Annotated in this window: 37 protein-coding genes; 5 read left to right on the top strand and 32 right to left on the bottom strand. The window is 65.9% G+C overall.

The window, feature by feature from the left end; translation table 11 throughout:
- Positions 1 to 44: 44 nt before the first annotated feature.
- Positions 45 to 257: a DUF1127 domain-containing protein gene (locus ACCD06_RS06430; protein ID WP_136705180.1), complete on the bottom strand. Its 213-nt coding sequence runs from the start codon at positions 255 to 257 to the stop codon at positions 45 to 47.
- Positions 258 to 570: 313 nt separating this feature from the next.
- Here ACCD06_RS06430 and ACCD06_RS06425 point away from each other — a divergent pair, with 313 nt between their 5' ends.
- Positions 571 to 1,284, top strand: a complete 714-nt coding sequence (locus ACCD06_RS06425) for an HAD family hydrolase (RefSeq protein ID WP_109076325.1) — start codon at positions 571 to 573, stop codon at positions 1,282 to 1,284.
- Between the two features lie 12 nt (positions 1,285 to 1,296).
- On the top strand, positions 1,297 to 1,647 hold the full coding sequence (locus ACCD06_RS06420) for a cupin domain-containing protein (RefSeq protein WP_136705179.1): 351 nt from the start codon (positions 1,297 to 1,299) through the stop codon (positions 1,645 to 1,647).
- Between the two features lie 21 nt (positions 1,648 to 1,668).
- Here ACCD06_RS06420 and ACCD06_RS06415 read toward each other — a convergent pair whose 3' ends face one another.
- From ACCD06_RS06415 to ACCD06_RS06385, 7 genes are all read right to left on the bottom strand, one after another.
- Positions 1,669 to 1,902 carry a hypothetical protein gene (locus tag ACCD06_RS06415; protein WP_136705178.1) on the bottom strand — a complete coding sequence of 78 codons (234 nt, stop codon included), beginning with the start codon at positions 1,900 to 1,902 and terminating at the stop codon, positions 1,669 to 1,671.
- A 110-nt stretch (positions 1,903 to 2,012) separates the two neighbouring features.
- Positions 2,013 to 2,741, bottom strand: coding sequence for a 7-cyano-7-deazaguanine synthase QueC (gene queC, locus ACCD06_RS06410; RefSeq protein ID WP_413339565.1), 729 nt, complete (start codon positions 2,739 to 2,741; stop codon positions 2,013 to 2,015).
- Positions 2,742 to 2,826: 85 nt separating this feature from the next.
- Positions 2,827 to 4,749 (bottom strand): PAS domain S-box protein, encoded by a 1,923-nt coding sequence (locus ACCD06_RS06405; RefSeq protein WP_413339563.1) that lies wholly within the window; start codon positions 4,747 to 4,749, stop codon positions 2,827 to 2,829.
- A gap of 145 nt (positions 4,750 to 4,894) precedes the next feature.
- The gene (locus tag ACCD06_RS06400) at positions 4,895 to 5,722 is read right to left on the bottom strand and encodes an alpha/beta fold hydrolase (protein WP_413339561.1); all 828 of its coding nucleotides are present in this window, start codon (positions 5,720 to 5,722) and stop codon (positions 4,895 to 4,897) included.
- Between the two features lie 10 nt (positions 5,723 to 5,732).
- Positions 5,733 to 7,055: an O-acetylhomoserine aminocarboxypropyltransferase gene (locus ACCD06_RS06395; RefSeq protein ID WP_413339559.1), complete on the bottom strand. Its 1,323-nt coding sequence runs from the start codon at positions 7,053 to 7,055 to the stop codon at positions 5,733 to 5,735.
- Positions 7,056 to 7,240: 185 nt separating this feature from the next.
- A complete protein-coding gene (locus ACCD06_RS06390; protein ID WP_169055042.1) occupies positions 7,241 to 8,377 on the bottom strand; it encodes a carboxylate-amine ligase in 1,137 nt (378 codons plus the stop codon).
- A gap of 37 nt (positions 8,378 to 8,414) precedes the next feature.
- Positions 8,415 to 9,272 carry an N-formylglutamate amidohydrolase gene (locus tag ACCD06_RS06385; RefSeq protein ID WP_413339557.1) on the bottom strand — a complete coding sequence of 286 codons (858 nt, stop codon included), beginning with the start codon at positions 9,270 to 9,272 and terminating at the stop codon, positions 8,415 to 8,417.
- A 119-nt stretch (positions 9,273 to 9,391) separates the two neighbouring features.
- Between ACCD06_RS06385 and ACCD06_RS06380 the strand changes: the two genes are divergently transcribed.
- The 3 genes from ACCD06_RS06380 (at position 9,392) to ACCD06_RS06370 (ending at position 12,021) form a co-directional block, all read left to right on the top strand.
- Positions 9,392 to 10,081, top strand: coding sequence for an agenet domain-containing protein (locus ACCD06_RS06380; protein ID WP_413339555.1), 690 nt, complete (start codon positions 9,392 to 9,394; stop codon positions 10,079 to 10,081).
- A 103-nt stretch (positions 10,082 to 10,184) separates the two neighbouring features.
- Positions 10,185 to 11,102: a DMT family transporter gene (locus ACCD06_RS06375; protein WP_413339553.1), complete on the top strand. Its 918-nt coding sequence runs from the start codon at positions 10,185 to 10,187 to the stop codon at positions 11,100 to 11,102.
- A gap of 151 nt (positions 11,103 to 11,253) precedes the next feature.
- Complete coding sequence (locus ACCD06_RS06370) at positions 11,254 to 12,021, top strand: FadR/GntR family transcriptional regulator (RefSeq protein WP_413339551.1); 768 nt, start codon at positions 11,254 to 11,256, stop codon at positions 12,019 to 12,021.
- Positions 12,022 to 12,106: 85 nt separating this feature from the next.
- On the opposite strand, the gene ACCD06_RS06365 is transcribed toward ACCD06_RS06370, so the two are convergent.
- From ACCD06_RS06365 to tuf, 24 genes are all read right to left on the bottom strand, one after another.
- Positions 12,107 to 12,754: an adenylate kinase gene (locus tag ACCD06_RS06365; RefSeq protein WP_413339549.1), complete on the bottom strand. Its 648-nt coding sequence runs from the start codon at positions 12,752 to 12,754 to the stop codon at positions 12,107 to 12,109.
- Complete coding sequence (secY, locus tag ACCD06_RS06360) at positions 12,754 to 14,094, bottom strand: preprotein translocase subunit SecY (protein WP_136705169.1); 1,341 nt, start codon at positions 14,092 to 14,094, stop codon at positions 12,754 to 12,756. The genes ACCD06_RS06365 and secY overlap by 1 nt, the downstream gene beginning before the upstream one ends.
- A 123-nt stretch (positions 14,095 to 14,217) precedes the next feature.
- The gene (gene rplO, locus ACCD06_RS06355) at positions 14,218 to 14,703 is read right to left on the bottom strand and encodes a 50S ribosomal protein L15 (protein WP_109154398.1); all 486 of its coding nucleotides are present in this window, start codon (positions 14,701 to 14,703) and stop codon (positions 14,218 to 14,220) included.
- 4 nt (positions 14,704 to 14,707) lie between these two features.
- Positions 14,708 to 14,899 carry a 50S ribosomal protein L30 gene (gene rpmD / locus ACCD06_RS06350; protein ID WP_014246903.1) on the bottom strand — a complete coding sequence of 64 codons (192 nt, stop codon included), beginning with the start codon at positions 14,897 to 14,899 and terminating at the stop codon, positions 14,708 to 14,710.
- A 2-nt stretch (positions 14,900 to 14,901) separates the two neighbouring features.
- Complete coding sequence (rpsE, locus tag ACCD06_RS06345) at positions 14,902 to 15,471, bottom strand: 30S ribosomal protein S5 (protein WP_014246902.1); 570 nt, start codon at positions 15,469 to 15,471, stop codon at positions 14,902 to 14,904.
- 12 nt (positions 15,472 to 15,483) lie between these two features.
- Positions 15,484 to 15,846 (bottom strand): 50S ribosomal protein L18, encoded by a 363-nt coding sequence (gene rplR, locus ACCD06_RS06340; RefSeq protein WP_014246901.1) that lies wholly within the window; start codon positions 15,844 to 15,846, stop codon positions 15,484 to 15,486.
- A gap of 5 nt (positions 15,847 to 15,851) precedes the next feature.
- Positions 15,852 to 16,385: a 50S ribosomal protein L6 gene (gene rplF / locus ACCD06_RS06335; RefSeq protein ID WP_109076313.1), complete on the bottom strand. Its 534-nt coding sequence runs from the start codon at positions 16,383 to 16,385 to the stop codon at positions 15,852 to 15,854.
- A 13-nt stretch (positions 16,386 to 16,398) separates the two neighbouring features.
- Entirely contained in the window at positions 16,399 to 16,797 is a 399-nt protein-coding gene (gene rpsH / locus ACCD06_RS06330; protein ID WP_085088120.1) for a 30S ribosomal protein S8, read from the bottom strand.
- Between the two features lie 13 nt (positions 16,798 to 16,810).
- Positions 16,811 to 17,116, bottom strand: a complete 306-nt coding sequence (rpsN, locus tag ACCD06_RS06325) for a 30S ribosomal protein S14 (RefSeq protein WP_012973218.1) — start codon at positions 17,114 to 17,116, stop codon at positions 16,811 to 16,813.
- Positions 17,117 to 17,131: 15 nt separating this feature from the next.
- Positions 17,132 to 17,674, bottom strand: a complete 543-nt coding sequence (rplE, locus tag ACCD06_RS06320) for a 50S ribosomal protein L5 (RefSeq protein ID WP_012973217.1) — start codon at positions 17,672 to 17,674, stop codon at positions 17,132 to 17,134.
- A 10-nt stretch (positions 17,675 to 17,684) separates the two neighbouring features.
- Entirely contained in the window at positions 17,685 to 18,002 is a 318-nt protein-coding gene (gene rplX, locus ACCD06_RS06315; protein WP_014246896.1) for a 50S ribosomal protein L24, read from the bottom strand.
- Entirely contained in the window at positions 18,002 to 18,370 is a 369-nt protein-coding gene (rplN, locus tag ACCD06_RS06310) for a 50S ribosomal protein L14 (protein WP_012973215.1), read from the bottom strand. The genes rplX and rplN overlap by 1 nt, the downstream gene beginning before the upstream one ends.
- A 19-nt stretch (positions 18,371 to 18,389) precedes the next feature.
- The gene (gene rpsQ / locus ACCD06_RS06305; RefSeq protein ID WP_042694099.1) at positions 18,390 to 18,644 is read right to left on the bottom strand and encodes a 30S ribosomal protein S17; all 255 of its coding nucleotides are present in this window, start codon (positions 18,642 to 18,644) and stop codon (positions 18,390 to 18,392) included.
- 12 nt (positions 18,645 to 18,656) lie between these two features.
- Positions 18,657 to 18,863 (bottom strand): 50S ribosomal protein L29, encoded by a 207-nt coding sequence (rpmC, locus tag ACCD06_RS06300; protein ID WP_111065626.1) that lies wholly within the window; start codon positions 18,861 to 18,863, stop codon positions 18,657 to 18,659.
- The gene (gene rplP, locus ACCD06_RS06295; RefSeq protein ID WP_014246894.1) at positions 18,860 to 19,291 is read right to left on the bottom strand and encodes a 50S ribosomal protein L16; all 432 of its coding nucleotides are present in this window, start codon (positions 19,289 to 19,291) and stop codon (positions 18,860 to 18,862) included. The genes rpmC and rplP overlap by 4 nt, the downstream gene beginning before the upstream one ends.
- A gap of 12 nt (positions 19,292 to 19,303) precedes the next feature.
- Positions 19,304 to 20,053 carry a 30S ribosomal protein S3 gene (gene rpsC, locus ACCD06_RS06290; RefSeq protein WP_085088119.1) on the bottom strand — a complete coding sequence of 250 codons (750 nt, stop codon included), beginning with the start codon at positions 20,051 to 20,053 and terminating at the stop codon, positions 19,304 to 19,306.
- On the bottom strand, positions 20,053 to 20,448 hold the full coding sequence (gene rplV, locus ACCD06_RS06285; RefSeq protein WP_012973210.1) for a 50S ribosomal protein L22: 396 nt from the start codon (positions 20,446 to 20,448) through the stop codon (positions 20,053 to 20,055). Before rplV ends, rpsC begins: the two co-directional genes overlap by 1 nt.
- 3 nt (positions 20,449 to 20,451) lie before the next feature.
- On the bottom strand, positions 20,452 to 20,730 hold the full coding sequence (gene rpsS, locus ACCD06_RS06280) for a 30S ribosomal protein S19 (RefSeq protein ID WP_012973209.1): 279 nt from the start codon (positions 20,728 to 20,730) through the stop codon (positions 20,452 to 20,454).
- 12 nt (positions 20,731 to 20,742) lie between these two features.
- Positions 20,743 to 21,570 (bottom strand): 50S ribosomal protein L2, encoded by an 828-nt coding sequence (gene rplB, locus ACCD06_RS06275; RefSeq protein ID WP_012973208.1) that lies wholly within the window; start codon positions 21,568 to 21,570, stop codon positions 20,743 to 20,745.
- 16 nt (positions 21,571 to 21,586) lie between these two features.
- Positions 21,587 to 21,904, bottom strand: a complete 318-nt coding sequence (locus tag ACCD06_RS06270; protein WP_012973207.1) for a 50S ribosomal protein L23 — start codon at positions 21,902 to 21,904, stop codon at positions 21,587 to 21,589.
- Entirely contained in the window at positions 21,901 to 22,521 is a 621-nt protein-coding gene (gene rplD, locus ACCD06_RS06265; RefSeq protein WP_109076312.1) for a 50S ribosomal protein L4, read from the bottom strand. The genes ACCD06_RS06270 and rplD overlap by 4 nt, the downstream gene beginning before the upstream one ends.
- 5 nt (positions 22,522 to 22,526) lie before the next feature.
- A complete protein-coding gene (rplC, locus tag ACCD06_RS06260) occupies positions 22,527 to 23,237 on the bottom strand; it encodes a 50S ribosomal protein L3 (protein ID WP_044549480.1) in 711 nt (236 codons plus the stop codon).
- Between the two features lie 60 nt (positions 23,238 to 23,297).
- On the bottom strand, positions 23,298 to 23,606 hold the full coding sequence (gene rpsJ, locus ACCD06_RS06255; protein WP_012973204.1) for a 30S ribosomal protein S10: 309 nt from the start codon (positions 23,604 to 23,606) through the stop codon (positions 23,298 to 23,300).
- A 537-nt stretch (positions 23,607 to 24,143) separates the two neighbouring features.
- Positions 24,144 to 25,334, bottom strand: a complete 1,191-nt coding sequence (gene tuf / locus ACCD06_RS06250; RefSeq protein WP_136705163.1) for an elongation factor Tu — start codon at positions 25,332 to 25,334, stop codon at positions 24,144 to 24,146.
- Positions 25,335 to 25,360 lie beyond the last annotated feature (26 nt).

The following is a 25,360-nucleotide window of genomic DNA, read 5'->3' as shown; positions in this document are numbered from 1 at the left end:
GAAACGGCCTTTTCCGGTGCGTTCGCCGGCCGGCGTGCAAGCGCTCATTCGCGCCAGAACGGCTTCGACATCTCGCGCTCGGCATCCAGGCGGCTGAAGCCGATGTCCTGGAGCATACGGTCGTCCAGATAGCCCAGTTCGCGGCGGGTCACGATGCGCTGGCGCCACAGGCCCAGCAGGTTCGACGCGACTTCGACGACATGGGCGAAGGTGGAGGTGCTGTGGCCGGTCTCGGCCGAATGCAGAAGGGTTGCCATGATGGAGATTCCTGAGATGTCTTGTTATGGAGGGTCCGCCGGTCGGCGATCACGTCCTCCTTGTGTGGAAATATAATTACGCTCCTTTGCGCCATGTTGCCACCCCCGACGGCAACATGCCCGCTTTGCAGGCAGCGAAGAACTCGCCATGGAATGTCACCGATCTGTGGCAAAAGCGTCATTGCGGATACTTACGGTTCGCTACGCTGACAATAATGGCCTCCTGCATCGACAGCCCCTGGACAAGGCCGACCTACTTGGGCGATGTATTGTTTTACTTACGGATCAATTCAGCGGACCAGTGGATAGGTTCATGAACAGCCCCATTACCCCCGCCGGCCAGACCTTCGACACCATCGGCTTCGATGGCGACGACACGCTCTGGCACAATGAATCGCTGTTTTCGATGACGCAGGACCGCTTCCGCAGCCTGCTGGCTCATGCTGCGGACCCTACCGACCTCGACCGCCGCCTGCTGGAAGCGGAGCGGGCGAACCTCCGCGTCTATGGCTACGGCATCAAGGGCTTCGTGCTGTCGATGATCGAGACGGCAATTGCCGTCACCGACGGCCATGTCCCTGCCCGCGACCTGCAGAGCCTGATCGACTTCGGCAAGGCGATGCTGGAGCATCCGGTGGAGCTGCTGCCCGGCGTGGCGGAGGTGGTGGAGACGCTGGCCGGCCGCCACCGGCTGGTTCTGATCACCAAGGGCGACCTGTTCGACCAGGAAAGCAAGATCGCGCGCTCCGGCCTGTCGGAGCTGTTCCACGCGGTGGAGATCGTCAGCGAGAAGGACCCGGCCACCTACCGGCGGGTGATGGACCGCCACGGCATCGATCCGGCCCGTTTCCTGATGGTCGGCAATTCGGTACGCTCGGACATCCTGCCGGTGCTGGCCACCGGTGCCCACGCCGTCCACATCCCCTATGCCATCACCTGGGCGCATGAGGAGGCGGAGGTGCCCGACGATCACTACCGCCGGCTGGACTCGATCCGCGACCTGCCGGCGCTGCTGGCCGACTGGTGAGAAGGACCTTCGATGACCCTGTCCATGCTGCCTGACCTCGATGGCATCACGCCGGAAACCGGCGCGCCTGCCGCCGACCGCATCCTGGCCGGGTCACCGGTCTTCACCACCTGGAACGGCTACGAGTCGGATGACGGCAAGCGGTTCGCAGGCACGTGGCGGTCGACGCCCGGATCCTGGCGCATCGTCTATGACGAGTGGGAATATTGCGAGATCCTGGAGGGCGAGAGCGTCGTCGCCCATGACGACGGGCGCTCCTGGACCTTGAAAGCCGGGGACCGTTTCGTTATCGAACCGGGCTTCACGGGAAGCTGGACGGTGGTCGCGGCCACCACCAAACGCTATGTGGTGGTCCTGCCCTAAGCCAAGTCCTCGGCCAAGTCTTCAGCCGACGATCTCGACCGAATGCTGGGCGGCGCTGTGGCCGAGGATGGTGACAGCCTTGCGGCCGATCTCCACCGCCAGCACGGCCAGCACCAGGACGGAGGCGACCAGCATCAGGCGGGCGATGTCGCGCGACCAGCCGCGCTTACGGGCATTGGCACGGCGATGCTCGCGCAGCACAGCCCGGGCGGCGCGGCCGCTCAGGCGCTGTCCCATCCAGGAGGTGGCGGCCATCTTGCGCTCCCTCGTCGTCCCGAACAAATCGATACGCTTTTATATAAAATTTTATCTTGTTCGGCAAGTCGGGATTGCGGCCGCGGACGCCCAGGAGCGACGGGAACCGGCTACTTACTCGTTCCGCTGACGTAATGAATCGGATCGGTCGTTCCGGCTTCGGAAAAGCCCTTCAGGCGCAACAGACAGCTGTCGCAGGCGCCGCAGGACAGCCCCTCCGGCGTCGGATCATAGCAGGAGTGGGTAAGGCTGTAGTCGACCCCCAGCTCCAGCCCGCAGCGGACGATGGCGGCCTTGTCCATCTGCATCAGCGGCGCATGGATCTTGAACCGGCTGGTGCCCTCCACCCCCGCCTTGGTGGCGAGGTTCGCCAGCGTTTCGAAGGCCGCGATGTATTCGGGGCGGCAGTCAGGATAGCCGGAGTAATCCAGGGCATTGACGCCGATGAACAGGTCAGACGCCCCCAGCGTTTCCGCCCAGGCCAGCGCAAAGGACAGGAAGACGGTGTTGCGCGCCGGCACATAGGTGACCGGGATGCCCTCCCCCAGCTCGGCCGCCAGATCGGCGGCACTGTCGTGCTTCGGCACGTCGATGGCATCGGTCAGCGCGGAGCCGCCGAAAGCGCGCAGGTCGATGTCCGCGATCACATGCCGCTCCACCCCCATTGCCGCGACCACCCGCCGCGCCGCCTCCAGCTCCACCGAATGACGCTGGCCATAGCGGAAGCTCAAGGCGTTGACCCGATAGCCCCCGGCCTTGGCGATGGCGAGCACCGTCGTCGAGTCGAGTCCGCCGCTGACCAGCACCACCGCCGGCTTTGACCTGTCCTGATCCGCCATCGCACACCTGCCTTTCCTTCGCCATCCGTCCGTCGGGTGGATCCTAAGCAGCAGCTTCTGACACATCCGGGCAGCGCGGACCAGATCAGGACATCGCCGCCAGCACCTCGGCGACGGTCATGATGCGCGACGGCGGCAGCCGGATTGTGGCGGTACAGCCCTGCCCCAGCGCGCTGTCCAGCGTGAGTGTCCCACCATGGGCCTCCATCAGACGCGATGCCAGCGGCAGTCCGAGTCCGACGCCCTCGTGACGGCGTGTGGGACCTTGGTCAAGCTGGGCGAAGGGCGTCAGGGCTTTCGCGATGTCCTCCGGCCGCATGCCGACGCCCCGGTCCCGCACCGAAAGCCCGACCCAGCCGTCGGCAGCCAATGCCGCCGTCAGGGTGACGGTACCCCCCGGATGGCTGAATTTGATGGCGTTGGACAGCAAATTGCCCAGCGCCTGGACCAGGCGCCGTTGGTCGCCACGAATCGGCGGCAGCCCGCCATCGGCCACCACCTCGACCGTCACACTCTGACGGGCGGCGTGAAAGCGCAGGTCTGCCACGGCCCGGTCGGCGACCGCCGACAAATCGACGGGCGCTTCGGTCAAGGACAGCCCGCCGGCATCGATGCGCGCCATGTCGAGGATGTCGTCGATGATCGCCAACAGCTGTTCGCCGGCCTGACGGATCGCGCCGACACAATCGCGCATCTGATCGTTCCGCCCCGCGTCGCCAACCGGTCGCCCGGCCTGCGCCTCCAAAAGCTGGGAAAATCCGATCACCGCGTTCAACGGGGTGCGCAACTCGTGGCTCATCGCCGCGATGAAGGTGGATTTGGCGCGGTCGGCGGCCTCCGCCGCGTCCTTGGCCGCCAGCAACTCCGCCTCCGTCCGACGGCGTTCGGTGACGTCGCGGAGAATGGCGGTGTAGAGCCTTCGACCCTCCACCTCGCTGGCGCTGACCGACAACTCCACGGGAAAGCGGGTGCCGTCGGCGCGCTCCGCCTCCACCGCACGGTCACGGGCGATCAGCGCGGTGGTCTGGCCGGGCGCGAACTCCAGCCGGACGCCGCCCTCCTCCCGTAGGTCCGTCAGCGGGATCAGGCGGTCGAGAGGGCGCCACAGCAGATCCCCCGCCGCAACACCGAACATCGCCTCCGCCGCCCGGTTGAAGCTGTGCAGCACGCCGGCCTCGTCGATGGTCAGGATCGCCTCGGCCGCGGTGTCGAGAATCGCCTCGTTGCGCGCCTCCGACAGGCGCAGGGCGTTGGCGGTGTGCACATATTCGCTGACGTCGGTGATGGTGGCGATGGTGCCGCCATCCTCCAGGGCCATGCGCTGGCACAGCACCCGCCGGTCGACGCCGGCCCCCTCGGAGTCGTGGAAGCGGAAATCGGTCGGCGCCGGATCGCCGGTCGCGTCCAGCCGCCAGTCCGCCGCCACCCGAGCCCGGTCGTCGGGATGGACGGCATCGAACCAGCCATCGCCGAGCAGCCGGTCGGGCTCCAGCCCGGTGATGCCGGCAAGCCGGGCATTGGCGAACAGCACCTGACCGTCGGCATCGGCCTGCAGGATGCCGACCGGGACCGCCTCCGCCAATGTGCGGTAGCGCGCTTCGCTGGCCCGCAGGCGTTCCGACAGGGCGATGTGGTGGCTGATGTCGCGGACGGTCAGCACCAGCCCGCCGATGGCCGGATCGGCCAACTCGTTGCGGGTGGTGACTTCCAGCCAGCGCCAGCCGCCATCGGCATGGCGAAAACGGAAAACGGCGCGGCCACTGCTGCCGGCCGGGGCCACCGCGCGCAGCTGGAACCGGCGCCGCGCCTCCTCCACATCGTCGGGATGGATATGGCCGTCGAACGACGCGCCGGTCAGCTTGTCCGAAGGGTGGCCCAGCAGATCCGCGACGCCGTCACTGATGCGGAGCACGCACCCGTCTGCCGACAGCAGTGCGACGACTTCCCGGCAATCGCGGAACAGGGCGCCGACAGCCAGTGCGGTCGCGCGATGCTCGCCATCCTGCAAGATGATACCCCCCGAGCCTGCTGCGAATGGCGGGATGGCTTCGATCCCGCCATGCAGAGTAATCAGGGGGCATCAATGGTTCATGTCAGGATTAACCCCACTCCAAGCCATTGATTTCGGCACTGAAACACTTATCCCGTCGTCTTTATCCCCGGCGCAAGGACAGGAAGGATGTCAGTGCCTCCAGCACTGCATCGGGGGCTTCGGTCATCACCATGTGTCCGGTCTGCGGCAGGACGACGACCTGCGAAGTCTTGACGCGGGCCGCCAGCGACCGGCCGGCCTTTGCCGGAGTCATCTTGTCGAGCGCCCCCAGCAGGAACAGCGCCGGGCAATCGACCGCCGCGGCGGCATCGGCCCCTTGTCCATAGTCGTTGCAGGCGGCCAGATCGACGCCCAGCACGCCCGGACGAACCGACGCCATCAGCCGGCGCCCGCCTGGGATCAGCGCCAGCCCCGGCGTCGGGCAACCGCCACCCTGGGCGCCGCCATGGCCACGCGGGCCAAAGCCCCAGCCGATCACCATATCGATGGCGGACTGTTCGCCGGCATGGGCGGCGGCCAGCAGGTCCGGGTGGACCGGCATCCGCTCCGCGATGCCCAGCAGAGCGATAGCCTCCACCCGCCCACCATGATGGGCGCCATGGCGGGCGGCGGCGTCCAGCGCCACCAGCGCGCCCATGGAATGACCGACCAGCGCAGCCCGCTCCAGCCCCGCGGCATCCAGCAGGGCGATCACCCAATCGGCGAGCGCGGCGATGCTGCCCAGCGGCTCGCCACCGGAGCGGCCATGGCCCGGCAGGTCGATCGCCAAAACCGAGCGGCCATGGTGGGCGAGATAGCGGCTTTGCAGGCTCCACACGCTGTGGTCCATGCCGGCGCCGTGGATCAGCACGATTGCGGGGCGCGCGGAATCGATGTCCCGGCCGCCGGTGTGGACGAAGACGGGGGTTCCGTTGACGGTCAGTTGCATGGCGCGGCCCTCAGCCCTTGGTGGCGGCGCGCAGCGCCTGCTTCAGGTCGTCGATCAGGTCTTCGCAATCCTCCAGCCCGATGGACAGGCGGATCATGTCCTCCCCCACCCCGGCGGCGGCGAGCGCCTCCGCATCCAACTGGGCATGGGTGGTGCTGGCCGGATGGATCACCAGCGACTTGGCGTCGCCGACATTGGCGAGATGCGAGAACAGGCTGAGCGATTCGATGAAACGGCGCCCGGCCTCGCGGCCTCCATGCGCACCGGCCCGGATGCCGAAGGAGATGATGGAGCCCGCGCCATGTGGCAGCAGCCGGGCGGCCAGGGCGTGGTCGGGATGGTCCACCAGCTCCGGGTAGGAGACCCAGGCCACCGCCCCCTTCTCCGCATTCAGCTCCCCTTCCAGGAAGCAGATGATCTTGCGGGTGTTGTGGATGTGCGCCTTCATCCGCAGCGGCAGCGTTTCCACGCCCTGCAGGATCTGGAAGGCGTTCATCGGGCTCATGCAGGCGCCGAAATCGCGCAAGCCTTCGGCACGGGCGCGGGCGATGAAGGCGGCCGGACCGTATTCCTCGGCGAAGTCGATGCCGTGATAGCCGGCATAGGGCTCGGTCAGGGTCGGAAACTTGCCCGACGCCTCCCAGTCGAAGCGGCCGCCGTCGATCACCACGCCGCCGATGGCGGTGCCGTGCCCGCCCAGCCACTTGGTGCAGGAATGCAAGACCAGATCGGCGCCATGCTCGAACGGACGGCAGAGATAAGGGGTGGTGAAGGTCGAGTCGATCAGCAGCGGGATGCCGGCCTCATGGGCGATGGCCGCGACCTTCGGCACGTCCAGAACCTCCAGTCCCGGATTGCCCAGCACCTCGCCGAAGACAAGGCGGGTTTCCGGACGGATTGCCGCGCGGATGCCGTCGAGGTCGCGCGGATGGACGAAGGTGGTGGTGATGCCGAAACGCGGCAGCGTGTAGGCCAGCAGGTTGCGGCTGCCGCCATAGATTGAGGAGGAGGCGACGATGTGCCCGCCCGCCCCCATCAGCGTCATGATGGCGAGCGTCAGAGCCGCCTGTCCGCTGGCGGTGCAGACGGCGCCCACCCCTCCTTCCAGCGTCGCCAGCCGCTCCTCCAGCACCGCGACGGTGGGGTTGGAGATGCGCGAATAGATGTGGCCGGGCCGTTCCAAATTGAACAGGGCCGCCGCCTGATCGACGTCGCTGAAGACGTAGGAGGAGGTGAGGTGGATCGGAACCGCCCGCGCCCCGGTCGCCGGATCGGGCCTTTGCCCTGCATGCAGGCTCTGCGTATCGAACTTCAGGAACTTGGCGCCGGCCATGCTCCTCCCTCCCCTTGATGTTGGAAGAGGGCCGCCAACGACGAGCGGCCCTCTTCGCTTTTCAGCTTTTTATTTGCCAGCCCTGTTCAACCCGCATTCCAGCGGCATCGACGGTGCGGAAGCGTATGGAGACATGACGCGCGCGTCAAGGCGGTTGGGAGGGGGCGGCGCCTAAGCCGTATCCCTCAGGTCGCCACCCCCACCATCGTCTCCTCCGCCAGCCAGTCGACCACCCGGCGAAGCGCCTCGTCCTCGTCGGCGCCGTCGGCGAGCGCCGCCTGGAAGATCTCGATCTGCCGATGGGCGCTGGTGCCGCGCTTGATGATCTCGCGCGCCCGTTCGACCTCTGCCGTGCAGCCGAAATGCTCCGCATCCTCGCGGGTCAGGTCGATGATCTCGTCCAGCAGATCGGCATAGGGCACGATGCGGCCCTGCCCGAAATCGACCAGCCCGCTGTCCAGGCCATAGCGCTGGGCACGCCAGCGGTTTTCCTCGATCAGCAGGTTCTTGTAGGGCCGCCAGGTGACGTTGCGCAGCTTCAGCCGCCACAGCATGCGCAGCAGGCAGCGATAGAGCGCCGCCACCGTCACCGCATCGTCCAGACGGGTGCAGATGTCGGTGATGCGCATCTCCAATGTCGGGAATCGCGAGGATGGGCGGATGTCCCACCACAGCTTGCTGGCGTCCTCGATCACCCCGGCATTCACCAGCACCGCGACATGGCTCTGATACTCGCCGAAGCTCTGGAAACCGGCGGGCATGCCGGTGCGCGGCAGCTCGTGCCAGACGCTGAGCCGGTAGGACCGGCGCTCCATGTCGCGCCCGCGCCAGAAGGGCGAGGAGGTCGACAGCGCCAGCAGATGCGGCAGGAAATAGCGGACCTGATTCATCAGGTCGATGCGCAGGTCGTCGTCCTCGATCCCGACATGGACATGCATGCCGCAGATCATCAGCCGGCGGGCCGGCGCCCCCAGATCGCGCGCCAGCATGTTGTAGCGGTCGCGGTTGGTGTGCTTCTGCGGCTCCCACGCAGCGAAGGGATGGGTGGAGGCGGCGATCGGCGCCAGCCCATAGCGGTCGGCCACCCCGGCCACCGTGGCGCGCAGAGCCGCCAGTTCGGTCCGCGCCTCGCCCAGCGTCCTGCAGACCGGTGTTCCCACCTCGATCTGGCAGCGCAGGAATTCCGGGTGGATGCGGCCGGGCGCCTGTTCCTGACAGGCTTCCAGCATCTCGTCCGGCGGGCTGGGCACGATGTCGCGCGTGCCGCGGTCGACCAGCAGATACTCCTCTTCCAGACCGAGGGTGAAGGACGGTTCGCTCACGGCGCTTTCCATTGGCACGGCGCTTTCCATTCGGTGTTCAGGCCCGCGGATAATGGTGGATGGTCGTCAGCGACGGCAGGGACAGCAACGGCTCCAGCGCATCGCCGATCACCTGCGCCCACAGCTCGGCACCCTCCGGCGTGGCGATCAGGTCCTGCCGAACCTCCAGCAGGACATTGGGATAGCCGGCGGGCGTCGCGTGGGTCTCCACGGTCCCGCCCAGCGTGCCACGGCCGGAATAGGGCTGGTTGTCGCCGACACACCAGCGGCCATCGGCCTTCAGCGCCTCGATCAGCGGCACCGGCAGGCGCGGATCGTTGTCCCACAGCACGCCGATGTGCCAGGGCCGCGCCACACCGCGCATTGCCGGCGTGAAGCTGTGGACCGACACCAGCACCGGCACCTGTCCACCGGTGCGGATCGCCGAGACGGCCGCCGCCACCGCGGCGTGATAGGGCTTGAACAGCGCCTCCACCCGCTGGGCCTGGGCCTCGGCATCGAGCGCGCGGTTGCCGGGAATCACCACGTCGTCGCTGACCACCGGAATCGCCGTGGGATCCTCGATCGCACGATTAGGGTCGATCACCAGACGGGAGAAACCGGACAGCACCGCGGTGGCGCCGAAGCGGTCGGCCAGCCGCCGCGTCACCTCCGCCGCGCCGATGTCGTAGGCGATGTGGCGGCAGAGCTGTTCCTCCGGCAAACCGAGATCGCCGAGTGACGCAGGAATCGCACGCGAGGCGTGGTCGCACACCAGCAGCAGCGGCCCGCCGGCATCCGGGTTCAGCGTGGTCGCCGGCGGCGGATCATTCGGACCCAGCAGAGGCGCTGCCGCACGGGGCGCCGGCGCGGGAGCGGTGACGGGCTGGCGATGTTCGGAAGGTGATGAAGCCATATGCCACACTAGCGCAACCGCCGCGCCGGGCGGAAGCGCGCCCGATGGTGGTAGCCCGAACGGCAAGCTGATACGCTCCGACTCCCTCTCTGCGCGAACCCACCCGGAAGACGCCCCGCATGCTTCGCCTGCTCACCCTCTGCCTTGCCGTGATGGCGCTGCTCAGCGCTTGCGGACCCGTTTACGAGACGCAATACAGCCTCGTCCCGCCAAGCTCGGCCGAAGGCCGGCTCTGCGTCAACCAGTGCCAGCAGAACCGCAATTACTGCCGTCAGAATTGCGGCATGTCGCAGCAGGCCTGCGTGAACGAGGCACGGTCGCGGGCGCTTTATGAATATCAGTCCTATGTCAACCGCCAGCAGGCGGAGAAGAAGCCGATCAAGAAGTCGGTGAGCGATTTCGACCGCTCCTACTCCTGCGGCAACAGCAACTGCGAAGCGCGGTGCGAGGCCGACTATCGCGACTGCTTCGGCGGAAGCTGCGGCGGACAGGTGATCGCCAAGCGCGTCTGCACCGCCTTCTGCGACCAGGAGAAGCCTGCCCCCGCACTCGCCGCGGCGCCGATGCTGAGCCCCATCCCGCCGGGCGCCGCCCAGGACCCGATGGCGTCGGCTCCAAACGCCGCCTATCAGGCCGGTGCGTCGCTGTGCCAGCCCGGCATGCGGGTGGAGGTCCAGTGGAAGGGCGACTGGTATCCGGCGACGGTGAAGGACAAGCCGCGCAAGGACGGCCGCTGCCCGGTCCATTATGATGACTACAGCGCCGAAGACGACGAGGCGGTCTCGCTTCGCCGCATCCGGCCGCGCTGATCGGCACCCCATCCGGCAGCCTCCAGGGGAATTGCGGAGACGCACGGCAGCCATGACTTGCGTCCCGCTGGCCCGGCGGTGGGACGGCGGATATAAGCGGTCCATGCCAGACGCCAGTGCCTTCACCGCCGACCATCTGTACCGGACGCAGCGCATCGCCCTGATCGCGCTGCTGATCGGCGCCCTGGGCATCGCCTTCGCGCCCATCTTCGTGCGGCTGTCGGAGGTCGGTCCGGTCGCCACCGGCTTCTGGCGCACGGCACTGGCCACCCCGGTCCTGGCGCTGTGGATGGGCAGCGAATCGCGGCAGCGGGGCGGACGGGCCAGCCGGCGACCCTCCTCGCTTTCAGACTATGCGCGCCTGTCGCTCGCCGGGCTGTTCTTCGCCGGCGACCTTGCGATCTGGCACACGTCGATCCGCTACACGTCGGTCGCCAATTCCACGCTGCTGGCCAACTTTGCCCCGCTCTACGTGGCGCCGGCCGCATGGTTCCTGTTCAAGGAACGGATCACCGGCCGGTTCGTCCTCGGCATGCTGCTGGCGCTGGCCGGTGCCATCGTGCTGATGGGCCAAAGTTTCCAGCTAAACGCCGACCACCTGTTCGGCGATGCGCTCGGTCTGCTGACCGCGGGATTCTATGCCGGCTATATCCTGTCGGTCGGGCGGCTGCGCGCCGAGTTCTCCACCGCAACCATCATGACCTGGAGCGGCGCCATATCCGCCGCCGTTCTGCTGCCGATCGGCCTGTATGACGGCGAAGCCATGCTTCCGGCGAGCGCAAATGGATGGGCGGTACTGGCCGGCCTCGCCCTGTTCAGCCATGCCTGCGGCCAGAGCCTGATCGCCTACGCGCTGGCCCACTTGCCGGCCTCCTTCTCGTCGGTCAGCCTCCTGCTGCAGCCGGCGGCGGCGGCAATCCTCGCCTGGATCCTGCTGAACGAACCCCTGGGGCCCTTGCAGGCGATCGGTGCCGCGGTGATCCTGGTGGGCATCCTGATGGCTCGCCCCTGCGGCCGTTGAACCGTCGGCGCCGGACCATCGCCGCAATGTTTTTCCGCCCCGCGGGCAAGGCGCCGCAGCGTGCCTGTGCCCCATTGACCGCACCCGCGGGGACCGTTACCGGTAGGACCGATCATCGATGAACCGCCTTCCGACCAAAGGGGAACAACCCGTGTCCGGCACCGACGACAGCGCTCACGTCCCCTCCTCCTCGCAGCGCATTTCGGAGTGGGTGGCCCAACAGCTTCTCGACCGCATCGCGCGTGGCGAGCTGGTGCCGGGGGAGCGCCTGCCGGGCGAACGCCAGCTGGCCGAACAGCTGCATGTCAGCCGGGTGTCCGTCCGCGCCGCCCTGCAGAAGCTGAAGACCCAGGGATTCCTCACCGCGGTCCAGGGCGGCGGCACCCGCGTGGTCTCATCGGCCGGCGTGATGGACGGCGCCCTCACCACCATGGTGCGCAGCACCCACCAGAACCTGTGCGACCTCGTCGAGATCCGTATGGCCCTGGAAAGCTGGGCCGCCCGCCGTGCCGCCGAACGCGCAACGCAGGAGCAGATCGACACCATCGGCCGCATCCTGGCGGCGATGAGCGAAACCAACCGCGACGGCGGACGCGCGGCCGACGACATGGATTTCCACGTCGCCGTCGCCCAGGCGTCGGGCAGCCCGGTCTATCTCCACCTGCTGTCGACCATCCGCGACATCCTCGGCAACATGGTGGAGATGAAGCACACCGAGCCCTTCATGGAAAACCATGAGGCGCTGATGATCGAGCACCACCGCGCCATCCATCAGGCCATCGCCCGGCGCGACCCCGACGCCGCGGCCAATGCCGTCACCGCGCATCTCGGCTGGATTCTGGCGCGCTACCGCACCATGACCGATGAGCCGGCGGTCCAGGCGGGCACCTCGCCCACCACCGACGACGCCGGCGCCTGATCTCTGCATTCTGCCCCGACGATGAAAAAGGCCGCAGCCTCCCGAAGGAGACTGCGGCCTTTTCACATTCGACCGGCGGCGATCCTCAGCTGGCGAGGATCGTCTCGATCTGCTTGGTCACCTCATCGATGTCGGCCATGCCGTCCACCACCTTCAGCACGCCACGACCCTGGTAATAGGGCAGGATCGGCGCCGTCTGCTGATGGTACTGGGCCAGACGAGTGGTCACCGTCTCCGCATTGTCGTCGGCGCGCCGCTTGAACTCGGTGCTGCCGCAGACGTCGCAGACGCCCTGGACCTTCGGCTTCTCGAAGCTGTCGTGATAGCCCTTGCCGCACTTGGCGCAGGTGTAGCGGCCGGTGATGCGTTCCACCAGCACGTCGTCGACCACCCGCATCTCGATCACATGGTCGAGCTTGAGGCCCTTCTCGTCCAGCATCTTATCGAGCGCCTCGGCCTGGGCCACGGTGCGCGGGAAGCCGTCGAGGATGAAGCCGTTCTTCACGTCCGGCTTCGAAATGCGCTCGGCGATCATGCTGACCATCAGCTCGTCCGGCATCAGCTTGCCGGCAGCCATGATCTCCTTCGCCTGCTGCCCAAGCGGCCCGCCTTCCGCCACCATGGCGCGGAGCATGTCGCCGGTCGACAACTGCACCAGACCACGAGTGTCTTCAAGACGGCGCGCCTGGGTCCCCTTCCCGGCGCCCGGCGGACCGAGCAGTATGAGGTTCATTACTTTCTCCCCCGAAGCTTAGATTTCTTGATCAATCCCTCATACTGGTGAGCCAGCAGGTGGGAATGAATCTGCGCAACCGTGTCCATCGTGACGGTGACCACGATCAGCAGGCTGGTGCCGCCAAAATAAAACGGAACCGAGTGCTGGGATATCAGGATTTCGGGGAGGAGACAAACCGCCACAAGGTAGGCGGAGCCGATGACCGTCAACCGGGTCAGCACATAGTCGATGTGGTCGGCGGTGTTCTTGCCCGGACGGATGCCCGGGATGAAGCCACCATACTTGCGCAGGTTGTCGGCCGTCTCCGTCGGGTTGAAGACGATGGCGGTGTAGAAGAAGCAGAAGAACACGATCAGCGAGGCGTACAGCAGCATATAGAGCGGCGTGCCGTGCGCGACGTAGCGCGACACCGCCTGCAGCCACTCCGGCCCCTCGCCGCCGGCGAAGCCCACCGCGGTCAGCGGCAGCAGCAGCAGCGACGACGCGAAGATCGGCGGAATGACGCCGGCCGTGTTCATCTTGAGCGGCAGGTGCGACGCTTCGCCGCCGAACACCCGGTTGCCGACCTGTCGCTTCGGGTACTGCACCAGCAGACGGCGCTGGGCGCGTTCCATGAAGACGATGAAGAACACCACGCCGACGGCCATCAGCAGCATCAGGATGATGAAGACGGTCGACAGAGCGCCCTGACGGCCGAGTTCCAGCGTGTTGACCAGCGCGCGCGGCAGTTCCGCGACGATACCGGCGAAGATGATCAGCGAGGTGCCGTTGCCGATGCCGCGGGCGGTGATCTGCTCACCCAGCCACATCAGGAACATGGTGCCGCCGACCAGCGTGATGACCGTGGCGACGCGGAAGAACAGGCCCGGGTCGAGCACCGCCGCTCCCGTGGAGCCGCGCATCGACTCGAGACCGACTGCAAGGCCGTAGGCTTGCACCGTGGCGAGTGCCACCGTGCCGAATCGGGTGTACTGGTTCAGCTTCTTGCGCCCGGCCTCGCCTTCCTTCTTCATCGCCTCCATCTGCGGCGACACGGCGGTCAGCAACTGCACGATGATCGACGCCGAAATGTACGGCATGATGTTGAGCGCGAAGATGGTCATGCGGTGCAGCGCGCCGCCGGCCAGCATGTCAAACATGCCCAGGATGCCGCTGCCCTGCTGCTTGAACACGTCCTGCAGGATGTGCGGATCGATGCCCGGAATCGGGATGTAAGTGCCCAACCGGTAGACGATCAGGGCCGCCAAGGTGAACCAAATCCGCTTTTTCAGCTCGGTCGCCTTGGAGAAAGCCCCGAAATTGATGTTGGCGGCAAGCTGCTCGGCCGCTGATGCCATGGTCCAATCCCTGTCCCGTAAGCGCGAACGGGGCGGCACTGCATGACGCAGGCCGCCCCTCGCGACTTCGCTTTTTGTAGTGCCACGAAAGCCCGCGCGCAAGCGCGGGCTTGTCGCGGAACTTTACTCGGCGGCTTCGGCGGCGGGAGCGGTCAGCGTGACGCTGCCACCCGCCTTCTCGACGGCTTCGATCGCCGACTTGGACGCGCCGGCGACCGTGAAGGAAACCTTCGCGGTCAGCTCGCCCTTGCCCAGCAGACGGACACCGTCCTTCTTCACCTTGCCGGTGACGCCGGCGGCGTTGAGCGCCGCGGCATCGATGGTCTCGGCGGCGTTCAGCTTGCCCAGGTCGATGGCCTTCTGGATCATGCCCAGATTCACCACTGAGTATTCCTTGGCGAAGATGTTCCGGAAACCACGCTTCGGCAGGCGGCGGTGCAGAGGCATCTGCCCGCCTTCGAAGCCGTTGATCGCCACGCCGGTACGCGAGGTCTGACCCTTCACGCCGCGGCCAGCGGTCTTGCCCTTGCCCGAACCGATACCGCGACCGACGCGCATGCGCGCCTTGCGGGCACCGGCGTTGTCACGCAGGTCATTAAGCTTGGTCATGATCTCAGCCCTCGTTCTCGACGCGGACCAGGTGCGCGACCTTGGCGATCATGCCCCGCACGGCCGGAGTGTCCTCCAGCTCGCGGGTCCGGTGCAGCTTGTTGAGACCCAGACCGACCAGCGTCTCGCGCTGGTCGTGCTTGCGGCCGATCGGGCTGCCGATCTGGGTCACGACGACGGTCTTCTTCTCCGCCATGATCAGGCCTCCTGTCCGGCGCCGGCCTCGCGACGGCCGAGGATGTCGCTCACGCGACGACCGCGACGCGCCGCGACGGACCGCGGGCTGGTGACCTGGGTCAGGGCGTCGAACGTCGCCTTGATCATGTTGTGCGGGTTCGACGTGCCGATCGACTTGGTCACGACGTCAGCGACGCCGAGAGCCTCGAAGATCGCGCGCATCGGACCACCGGCGATGATGCCGGTACCGGCCGGAGCAGCCCGCAGCACGACCTTGCCGGCACCGAAGTGGCCGTTGGTGTCATGATGCAGCGTACGGCCTTCGCGCAGCGGAACACGGATCATGCCGCGCTTGGCCTGATCGGTCGCCTTGCGGATGGCCTCCGGGACTTCACGGGCCTTGCCCGAGCCGACGCCGACGCGACCCTTGCCGTCGCCAACGACGACCAGAGCGGCGAAGCCGAAGCGACGACCACCCTTGACGACCTTGGCGACGCGGTTGATGCCGACGAGCTTTTCAATCAGCTCGCTTTCTTCCCGCTCGCGCGGCTGCCGGTCGCGGTTGTCCCGCTCCCCACGTTCACGTGCCATATCCGGGCCTCCTTAGAACGACAGCCCGCCCTCACGGGCGGCGTCGGCCAGGGCCTTGACCCGGCCATGGTAAATGTAACCACCGCGATCGAACACGACCTCGGTAATCCCAGCGGCCTTGGCGCGTTCGGCGATCAGCTCGCCGATGCGCTTGGCAGCATCGACGTTGCCGCCGTGCTTGAGCTGCTCGCGCAGCTCCTTCTCGAGCGACGAGGCGGACGCGAGCGTCTTGCCGTTTTCGTCGTCGATGATCTGGGCGTAGATGTGCAGATTGGACCGGAAGACCGAGAGGCGAACGCGCCCGCCGGCCTTCTTGGCAATCTGCGCGCGCACGCGCTGCTTGCGGCGCTCGTGGAGTTGCTTTGGCTTCAGCATGGCGGTTACTTCTTCTTACCTTCCTTGCGCAGGACGGTTTCGGTCTCGTACTTGATGCCCTTGCCCTTATAGGGCTCCGGCTTCTTCCAACCGCGGATCTCGGCGGCAACCTGGCCGACCTTGTGCTTGTCATAGCCGCTGACCGAGATGGCCGTCGGCTTGTCGCACTTGATCGTGATGCCTTCCGGGATCGGGTACTTCACGTCGTGCGAGAAGCCGAGCTGGAGAACCAGCTCCTTGCCCTGCACGGCCGCGCGGTAACCGACGCCGTTGATTTCCAGGTTGATCGTGAAGCCCTGGCTGACACCGGTGACCATGTTGTTGATCAGGGTGCGCGAGGTCGCCCACATGACGCGGGCGCGCTTGCTGTCGTTTGCCGGCTTCACCACCACCTTGCCGTCTTCCAGCGAGGCGGTGATGTCGTCGATCAGGGTCATGCTGAGTTGCCCCAGCTTGCCCTTGGCCGTGACCTGCTGACCGTCGACCTTCACGTCGACGCCAGCCGGGACCGGCACGGGATGCTTGCCAATGCGCGACATCTGCCAATCCCCCTTAGAACACGCGGCAGAGGACTTCGCCGCCGACGTTGGCGGAGCGGGCCTCATTGTCCGACATCACGCCGCGCGGGGTCGACAGGATCGACAGACCCAGCCCGTTGTAGACACGGGGCAGGTCAGCGATCTTCGAATACACGCGACGGCCGGGCTTGGACACACGGGCGATCTGCTTAATGACAGGCTCGCCTTCGTGGTACTTCAGCTCGATCTTCAGGTTCTTGACGCCCGGACGCAGTTCTTCCTCGGACCAGCCGCGGATGAAGCCTTCACGCTTCAGAACTTCCAGGACGTTGACGCGCAGCTTAGACGCCGGGGAAACCACAACGGACATGCGGGCGTGCTGACCGTTGCGGATGCGGGTCAGCATATCGCCGAGCGGATCGCTCAAAGACATTCTCGGACCCTCCTTACCAGCTCGACTTCGTCATGCCCGGGATCTGGCCGGTCGAGGCCAGTTCGCGGAGCGTGACGCGGGACAGCTTGAACTTGCGATAGAACGCGCGCGGACGCCCGGTCATTTCGCAGCGGTTCCGGATGCGCACCTTCGAGGAGTTGCGCGGCAGTTCGGCCAGCTTGAGGCGGGCAGCGAATTGCTCTTCCGGCGGGAGGGTCTTGTCGTTCGCGATTGCCTTCAGGCGCGCACGCTTGTTCGCGTACTGCTTGGCCAGCTTGGCGCGACGCTTGTTCTTTTCGATGGCACTGGTCTTAGCCATGGTCGTGCTCCAGCCTCAGCTCACGAACGGCATGTCGAAGCCCTTCAGGAGAGCCTTGGCTTCCTGGTCGGTCTTCGCCGAAGTGACGATGATGATGTCCATGCCGCGGATCTGATCGATCTTGTCGTAATCGATCTCCGGGAAAATGATCTGCTCCTTGACACCCATGGCGTAGTTGCCACGGCCGTCAAAGCTGTCACCCGGGATACCGCGGAAGTCACGGACGCGCGGCAACGCAATCGTCACCAGGCGATCCAGGAACTCGTACATGCGGTCGCGACGGAGCGTGACCTTGCAGCCGATCGCCATGCCTTCGCGCAGCTTGAACTGGGCGATCGACTTGCGCGACTTGGTCACCACCGGCTTCTGACCGGTGATGGCGGCCATCTCGGCCACGGCGAGCTGGATCTTCTTGGAGTCGGCGACAGCCTCGCCGACACCCATGTTGACCACGATCTTCTCGATCCGCGGAACTTCCAGGTCGTTCTTGTAGCCGAATTCCGACTTCAGAGCGGCGCGGATCTTGGAATCGTAAACTTCTTTCAGACGTGCGGTCATGCCCGGGTCCTCACAGGTCAATGACTTCGCCGGACCGCTTGGCGACACGCACCTTGCGGCCATCCTCAAGGATCTTGAAACCGACGCGGGTCGGCTTGCCATCCTTGGGATCGACGTGAGCGAGGTTGGAGACGTTGATCGGCGCCTCCATCTCGATGATGCCACCCTGCGAGCGGGCGCTGGCACGCTGGTGCTTCTTCACCACGTTCACGCCCTGCACAACGGCACGGTTCTCCTTCGGGAAAACCTTCAACACCTCGCCGGTCTTGCCCTTGTCACGGCCGGTCAGGACAACGACCTTGTCCTTGGTCTTGATCTTGGCGGCCATTACAGCACCTCCGGCGCCAGCGAGATGATCTTCATGAACTTCTTGCCGCGCAGTTCACGAGTGACCGGCCCGAAAATACGGGTGCCGATCGGCTCGCCCTGCTTGTTGATAAGCACGGCGGCGTTCCGGTCGAAACGGATCGCCGACCCGTCCTCCCGACGCAGTTCCTTCGCGGTGCGGACGATGACGGCACGATGCACGTCGCCCTTCTTGACGCGGCCCTTCGGAATGGCCTCCTTGACCGAGACGACGATGACGTCGCCCACGGTCGCGACCTTCCGCTTGGACCCGCCAAGCACCTTGATGCACTGCACCCGGCGCGCCCCGCTGTTATCGGCGACTTCCAGGTTGGTTTGCATCTGGATCATTGTTTACGACCTTTCGTTATCACGCGGCGCCGCTGTCGGCGGCGGACTCCGTCACGACCGTCCAACGCTTGGACTTCGAGATCGGGCGGCATTCGATGATCGAAACGGTATCGCCGACCTTGAACTGGTTGCCCTCGTCGTGGGCGGCGTACTTCTTCGACTGACGAATGAACTTCTTGTACACGGGGTGCATGACACGGCGCTCGACAAGAACCGTAACGGTCTTGTCGCACTTGTCGCTGACCACCGTGCCCTGCAGAACGCGGCGAGGCATGGATGATCCCCCTTACTTGCCGGCGTCGGCGGAGCGGGCACGCTCGCCGATGATGGTCTTGATGCGGGCGATGTCGCGGCGCACCGTGTTCACCCGCGCGGTGTTCTCCAGCTGGCCGGAGGCCTTCTGGAAACGCAGGTTGAACTGTTCCTTCTTGAGCTGGAGGAGCTGATCGTTCAGCTCATCCGCGCTCTTCGTACGAATGTCTACGGCCTTCATGCCGCGGTCTCCTCGACACCGCCCAGGCGGGTCACCAGCTTCACCTTGATCGGCAGCTTCGCGGCCGCCAGAGCGAAGGCGGTTTTTGCCACATCTGCCGGCACGCCGTCCAGTTCAAACAGGATGCGACCCGGCTTCACGCGAGCCGCCCAGTACTCCGGCGAACCCTTACCGGAACCCATGCGGACTTCGGCGGGCTTGGTGGAGACGGGGAGGTCCGGGAAAATGCGGATCCAGACGCGGCCCTGACGCTTCATCGCGCGGGTGATCGCGCGGCGGGCCGCCTCGATCTGCCGGGCGGTGATGCGCTCCGGCTCCAGGGCCTTGAGGCCAAAGGAGCCGAAGTTCAGGGCGGTGCCGCCCTTGGCGTTGCCGTGGATGCGGCCCTTGTGGGCCTTACGGAATTTCGTGCGCTTGGGAGAAAGCATCGCTCGGCCCCTTTACTCGCGTTCGGAGCGCTCGGAGCGCTCGCGACGGTCGCGACGATCATGCCGATCGCGGCGCGGCTCGCCATCGGTCGACACCGGCTCGGAACCCATGCGCTTGTCCTGCGCCATCGGGTCGTGAGCCATGACCTCGCCCTTGAACACCCACACCTTGACACCGCAGGTGCCGTAGGTGGTCTTGGCGGTGCCCACACCGTAATCGATGTCGGCGCGCAGGGTGTGCAGCGGAACGCGGCCCTCGCGATACCACTCCATGCGGGCGATTTCCGCACCGCCGAGACGGCCCGAGCAGTTGATCCGGATGCCCTGGGCGCCCAGACGCATGGCGGACTGCACGGCGCGCTTCATGGCGCGACGAAATGCCACACGGCGCTCGAGCTGGCTGGCGATGTTCTCGGCGATGAGGCGAGCGTCGATTTCCGGCTTGCGGATTTCGACGATGTTCAGGCTCACCTCGCTGCCGGTCATCTTCGACAGCTCAAGACGCAGCTTCTCGATGTCCGCGCCCTTCTTGCCGATCACCACGCCCGGACGAGCCGAGTGAATGGTGATGCGGGCCTTCTTGGCCGGACGTTCGATGACGACGCGCGAGCAACCGGCCTGCTGCAGGCGACCCTGCAGATAGCCACGCAGCTTCAGGTCCTGGTGCAGCAGATTGGCGTAGTCGCGCTTGGCGAACCAACGGCTGTCCCAGGTCCGGTTGATGCCGAGGCGCAGCCCGATCGGATTGATTTTCTGACCCATTACTCGGCCCCCTCGGCAACGGCGGCGTCACGCTCGCGGACGATGATCGTCAGGTTGCTGAACAGCTTCTCGACCCGGGCGCCGCGACCGCGGGCACGGGCGTGGAAGCGCTTCATCACCAGAGCGCGACCGACCGTCGCCGACGACACGTACAGACGGTCGACGTCGAGCTGGTGGTTGTTCTCGGCGTTCGCGATTGCGGCCTGCAGGACCTTCTTCACCTCGCCGGCGATGCGGCGCTTGGAGAAGGTCAGCTCGGCCACGGCACGGCTGGCATCCATGTTCCGGATGAGCTGGGCGACGAGGTTGAGCTTCCGCGGGCTGGTGCGGATCATCGGATTGCGGGCCAGAGCCTCGTTCTCCGCGACCCGGCTGGGGTTGGCAGACTTGCCCATGGCTTACTTCCTCTTCGCCTTCTTGTCCGCCGCGTGGCCATAGAAGGTCCGCGTCGGAGCGAACTCGCCGAACTTGTGACCGATCATGTGCTCGGTAACCAGAACCGGCAGGAACTTGTGGCCGTTGTAGACGCCGAACGTCAGACCGACGAACTGCGGCAGGATGGTCGAACGACGCGACCAGATCTTGATGATCTCGTTGCGGCCCGAAGCCCGGCTCTTGTCCGCCTTCTTCAGCAGATAGCCGTCGACGAACGGGCCCTTCCAAACGGAGCGTGCCATCGTTCGACCTCCTTACTTCGAATGACGGCGGCGCAGGATCAGGCCATCCGTCTTCTTGTTGTGACGAGTCTTCTTGCCCTTGGTCGGCTTGCCCCACGGCGTGACCGGATGACGGCCGCCCGAGGTACGACCCTCACCACCACCGTGCGGGTGGTCGATCGGGTTCATGGCGACGCCACGGACCGACGGACGCTTGCCCAGCCAGCGGTTGCGACCGGCCTTGCCAAGGTTGGTGTTCATCTGGTCCGGGTTGGACACGGCACCCAGGGTGGCCATGCACTCGCCACGAACCATGCGCAGCTCACCCGAGGGCAGCTTCAGCTGGGCGTAGCCGCCGTCGCGGCCGACCAGCTGCAGGTAGGTGCCGGCGGAACGAGCCACCTGACCACCCTTGCCGGCCTTCAGCTCGACGTTGTGCACGATCGAACCGACCGGGATGTTCTTCAGCGGCATCGCGTTGCCGGGCTTCACGTCGACGCGCTCGCCGGAGATCACGGTGTCGCCGACCTTCAGGCGCTGCGGCGCCAGGATGTAGGACAGGGTCCCATCCTGGTACTTGATCAGCGCGATGAAAGCCGTGCGGTTCGGATCATATTCCAGCCGCTCGACGGTGGCCGGAACGTCGAACTTGCGACGCTTGAAGTCCACCAGACGGTAGGTACGCTTGTGACCGCCACCCATCCGGCGCGCAGTGATGCGGCCGGTGTTGTTGCGTCCACCAGACTTGGTCAGGCCCTCGGTGAGGGTCTTGACCGGCTTGCCCTTCCACAGCTCCGAGCGGTCGACGATGACCAGCTGGCGGAGCGAGGGAGTAATCGGGCGGTATTGCTTCAGAGCCATCGGATCACACTCCCGCTCAGATGCCCGTGGTCACGTCGATCTTGTTACCCTCGGCGAGGGTGACGACGGCCTTCTTGAAGTCCGAGCGACGGCCGATGGTGCCGCGGAACCGCTTGGTCTTGCCCTTGGAAACCAGGGTGTTGACCGCAGTCACCTTGACGTTGAAGAGACCTTCAACGGCGGCCTTGATCTCCGGCTTGGAGGCCGTGAGCGGCACGCGGAACGTGACCTGGTTGTGCTCCGACACCAACGTCGACTTCTCGGTGATGACGGGAGCGAGGATCAGGTCGTACATCCGCTCCTGGCTCACCGCAGGTTTCGACTGCTTGCTCATTTCAGGCGAGCCTCCAGTTGCTCGACCGCGTTGCGGGTCAGGACCAGCGTATCGCGGCGGAGAATGTCGTAGACGTTCGCACCCTGCTCCGGCAGCACGTCGATCAGCGGGATGTTGCGCGAAGCCTTGGCGAAGTTCTCGTCCAGGTTCGAGCCATCGATGATCAGCGCCGAAGTCAGGCCGAGGGTGGCGAGACGGGCCGCCAGTTCCTTGGTCTTGTGCGTCTCGGCGGCCGCAGCCTCCAGGACGATCAGCTTGCCCTCGGCGGCCTTGGCCGACAGGGCGGTCTTGAGCGCCAGCTTGCGGACCTTCTTGGTCAGGTCATGGGCGTGCGAACGCACCACCGGCCCGAAGATGGTCGCACCGCCGCGGAACTGCGGCGAACGGATGGAGCCCTGACGAGCGCGGCCGGTGCCCTTCTGCCCATAGGGCTTCTTGGTCGTGCCGCTGATCTCGCTGATGCCCTTGGTCTTGTGGTTACCGGAGCGGCGCTTGGCCAACTGCCAGTTCACCATGCGGGCCAGCAGGTCGGTGCGGGTCGGCAGGCCGAACACGGCGTCCGACAGCTCGATCTCGCCGACGGCTTCGTTGTTCAGGTTCTTGATCGTGGCCTTCATGGCGCTCACTCCTGCGTCTCGGCCGGGGCTTCCGCCGCCGGAGCAGACTTGATGCCGGCCGGGAAGGGCAGGCCTTCCGGAGCCTTCTTCTTGACGGCGTCACGGATGCGCAGCCAACCGCCCTCGGCGCCGGGGACGGCACCCTTGAGCATGATCAGACCACGGGCTTCGTCGACGGCGACGACCTGCAGGTTCAGGACCGTGACCCGCTCGTCACCGAGATGACCGGCCATCTTCTTGTTCTTGAAGACCTTGCCGGGGTCCTGACGGTTACCCGTCGAACCGTGCGAACGGTGCGACACCGACACGCCGTGCGTGGCGCGCAGACCACCGAAGTTCCAGCGCTTCATCGCACCGGCAAAGCCCTTGCCGATGGAGGTGCCGGTAACGTCGACGTACTGGCCGGCGACGAAGTGGGCGGCCGACAGCTCGGCACCGACCTCGATCAGGGCATCGGCATCGACGCGGAACTCGACCAGCTTGCGCTTCGGTTCCACGCGCGCCTTGGCGAAATGCCCACGCTCAGGCTTGTTGACGTTCTTGACCTTGATGGCGCCCGCGCCGAGCTGGACGGCGGTGTAGCCATCCTTTTCCTCGGTGCGAACGGCGACGACCTGGCAGCTGTCGACTTTCAGCACAGTGACCGGAACATGCTGGCCGTCGTCCGTGAAGACGCGGGTCATGCCGACCTTCTGCGCGATCAAACCGGATCGCATTGTTCTTTATCTCCTGACCAGGGACATCCGCTTACCGGAGAGGTCCCTTACCAACCAAAATCAGAGCTTGATCTCGACGTCGACGCCGGCGGCGAGGTCGAGCTTCATCAGAGCATCCACGGTCTGCGGCGTCGGATCGACGATGTCGAGCAGGCGCTTGTGGGTGCGGATCTCGAACTGCTCGCGCGACTTCTTGTCGATGTGCGGCGAACGGTTCACGGTGAACTTTTCGATGTGCGTCGGCAGGGGAATCGGGCCCCGCACGCGCGCGCCGGTCCGCTTGGCGGTGTTGACGATCTCGCTGGTCGACTGGTCGAGCACGCGATGATCGAACGCCTTCAGACGGATGCGGATGTTCTGGCTGTCCATGTCCAAACGTCCCTTGCACCTTCTAGCGATGACGCGGACGCGTCACCGGAACTCCACGAGCTGCTTTGGGGCTTCGCCGACAGCGCAAGGCCGCGCGCCGAACCACCGAAGCGGGGCCGACGGGCGACACTGTGACCGATGCGACGGGCCGATACGAAAAAGAACATCCCCCGCGGCGGATGCCCGAAGGGGATGTTCCGTTCAGCAGACGGCGCGCCTCACTGGGAGGCGCGCCGTGCCGTTCGTCTCGGGCTGCGTCTAGGTCGAAGCTGCCTACCACCAACCCAAAATCCAGAGGGCGTAATCTCTAGGCGTTCAGCGCCCGCGTGTCAATCCTGAATCTCCCCCCGGTCGGAGGAAGCTGGATCGACAGGCTGACGGACCCGAATGCCGACGCCCGATGGCTAGAACCGGGCGGACCGCCCACCCTGCTTGCGCGGAGAAGACGGCCCGTCTCTGACAACCGGCGGCGGGATAGTTTCCCGCCGCCCTACCCTTCCCTCCGACGGTCACCCTGCGGCGACCGTCGGATGGTCATCACTCGACGATCTTGGCAACGACGCCGGCGCCGACGGTACGGCCGCCCTCGCGGATGGCGAAGCGCAGGCCCTCGTCCATGGCGATCGGGGCGATCAGAGCCACGTCCATGGCGACATTGTCGCCCGGCATCACCATCTCGACGCCTTCCGGCAGCGAGACCATGCCCGTCACGTCCGTCGTACGGAAGTAGAACTGCGGACGGTAGTTGGTGAAGAACGGGGTGTGACGGCCGCCCTCTTCCTTCGTCAGGATGTAGGCTTCGGCCTTGAACTTGGTGTGCGGGGTGATCGAACCCGGCTTGGCCAGAACCTGGCCGCGCTCGACGTCCTCGCGCTTGGTGCCGCGCAGCAGCGCGCCGATGTTGTCGCCCGCCTCACCCGAATCGAGCAGCTTGCGGAACATCTCGACGCCGGTCACGGTGGTCTTCACCGTCGCCTTCAGGCCGACGATCTCGACTTCGTCACCAACCTTCACGATGCCGCGCTCGACACGGCCGGTCACCACGGTGCCGCGGCCCGAGATCGAGAACACGTCTTCGATCGGCATCAGGAACGGACGGTCCTTCGGACGCTCCGGCTGCGGGATGTACTCGTCCACCGTCTTCATCAGAGCCAGAACGGCGTCGCGGCCGATCTCCGGCTGACGGTCTTCCAGGGCGCACAGGGCCGAACCCTTGGTGATCGGAATGTCGTCGCCCGGGAACTGGTAGGAGGACAGCAGCTCGCGAACTTCCAGCTCGACCAGCTCCAGCAGCTCCGGATCGTCGACCATGTCGACCTTGTTCAAGAACACGACCAGCGCCGGAACGCCGACCTGGCGGGCCAGCAGGATGTGCTCGCGGGTCTGCGGCATCGGGCCGTCGGCGGCCGACACGACCAGGATCGCGCCGTCCATCTGGGCGGCGCCGGTGATCATGTTCTTCACGTAGTCGGCGTGGCCCGGGCAGTCGACGTGCGCGTAGTGGCGGTTCTGCGTCTCGTACTCGACGTGAGCCGTCGAGATCGTGATGCCGCGCGCCTTCTCTTCCGGCGCCTTGTCGATCTGGTCGTAAGCGGTGAAGGTGGCGCCGCCGGACTCCGCCAGCACCTTCGTGATCGCCGCCGTCAGCGACGTCTTGCCGTGGTCGACGTGGCCGATCGTGCCAACGTTGCAGTGCGGCTTGTTCCGCTCGAACTTTGCCTTCGCCATGGGGTGGTCTCTCCGTTTCTCAATCG

The sequence above is a fragment of the Azospirillum sp. CT11-132 genome (assembly GCF_047302835.1).
In the GTDB taxonomy this organism is placed as follows: Bacteria; Pseudomonadota; Alphaproteobacteria; order Azospirillales; family Azospirillaceae; genus Azospirillum.
This window is presented reverse-complemented; position numbering and strand designations above follow the sequence as displayed.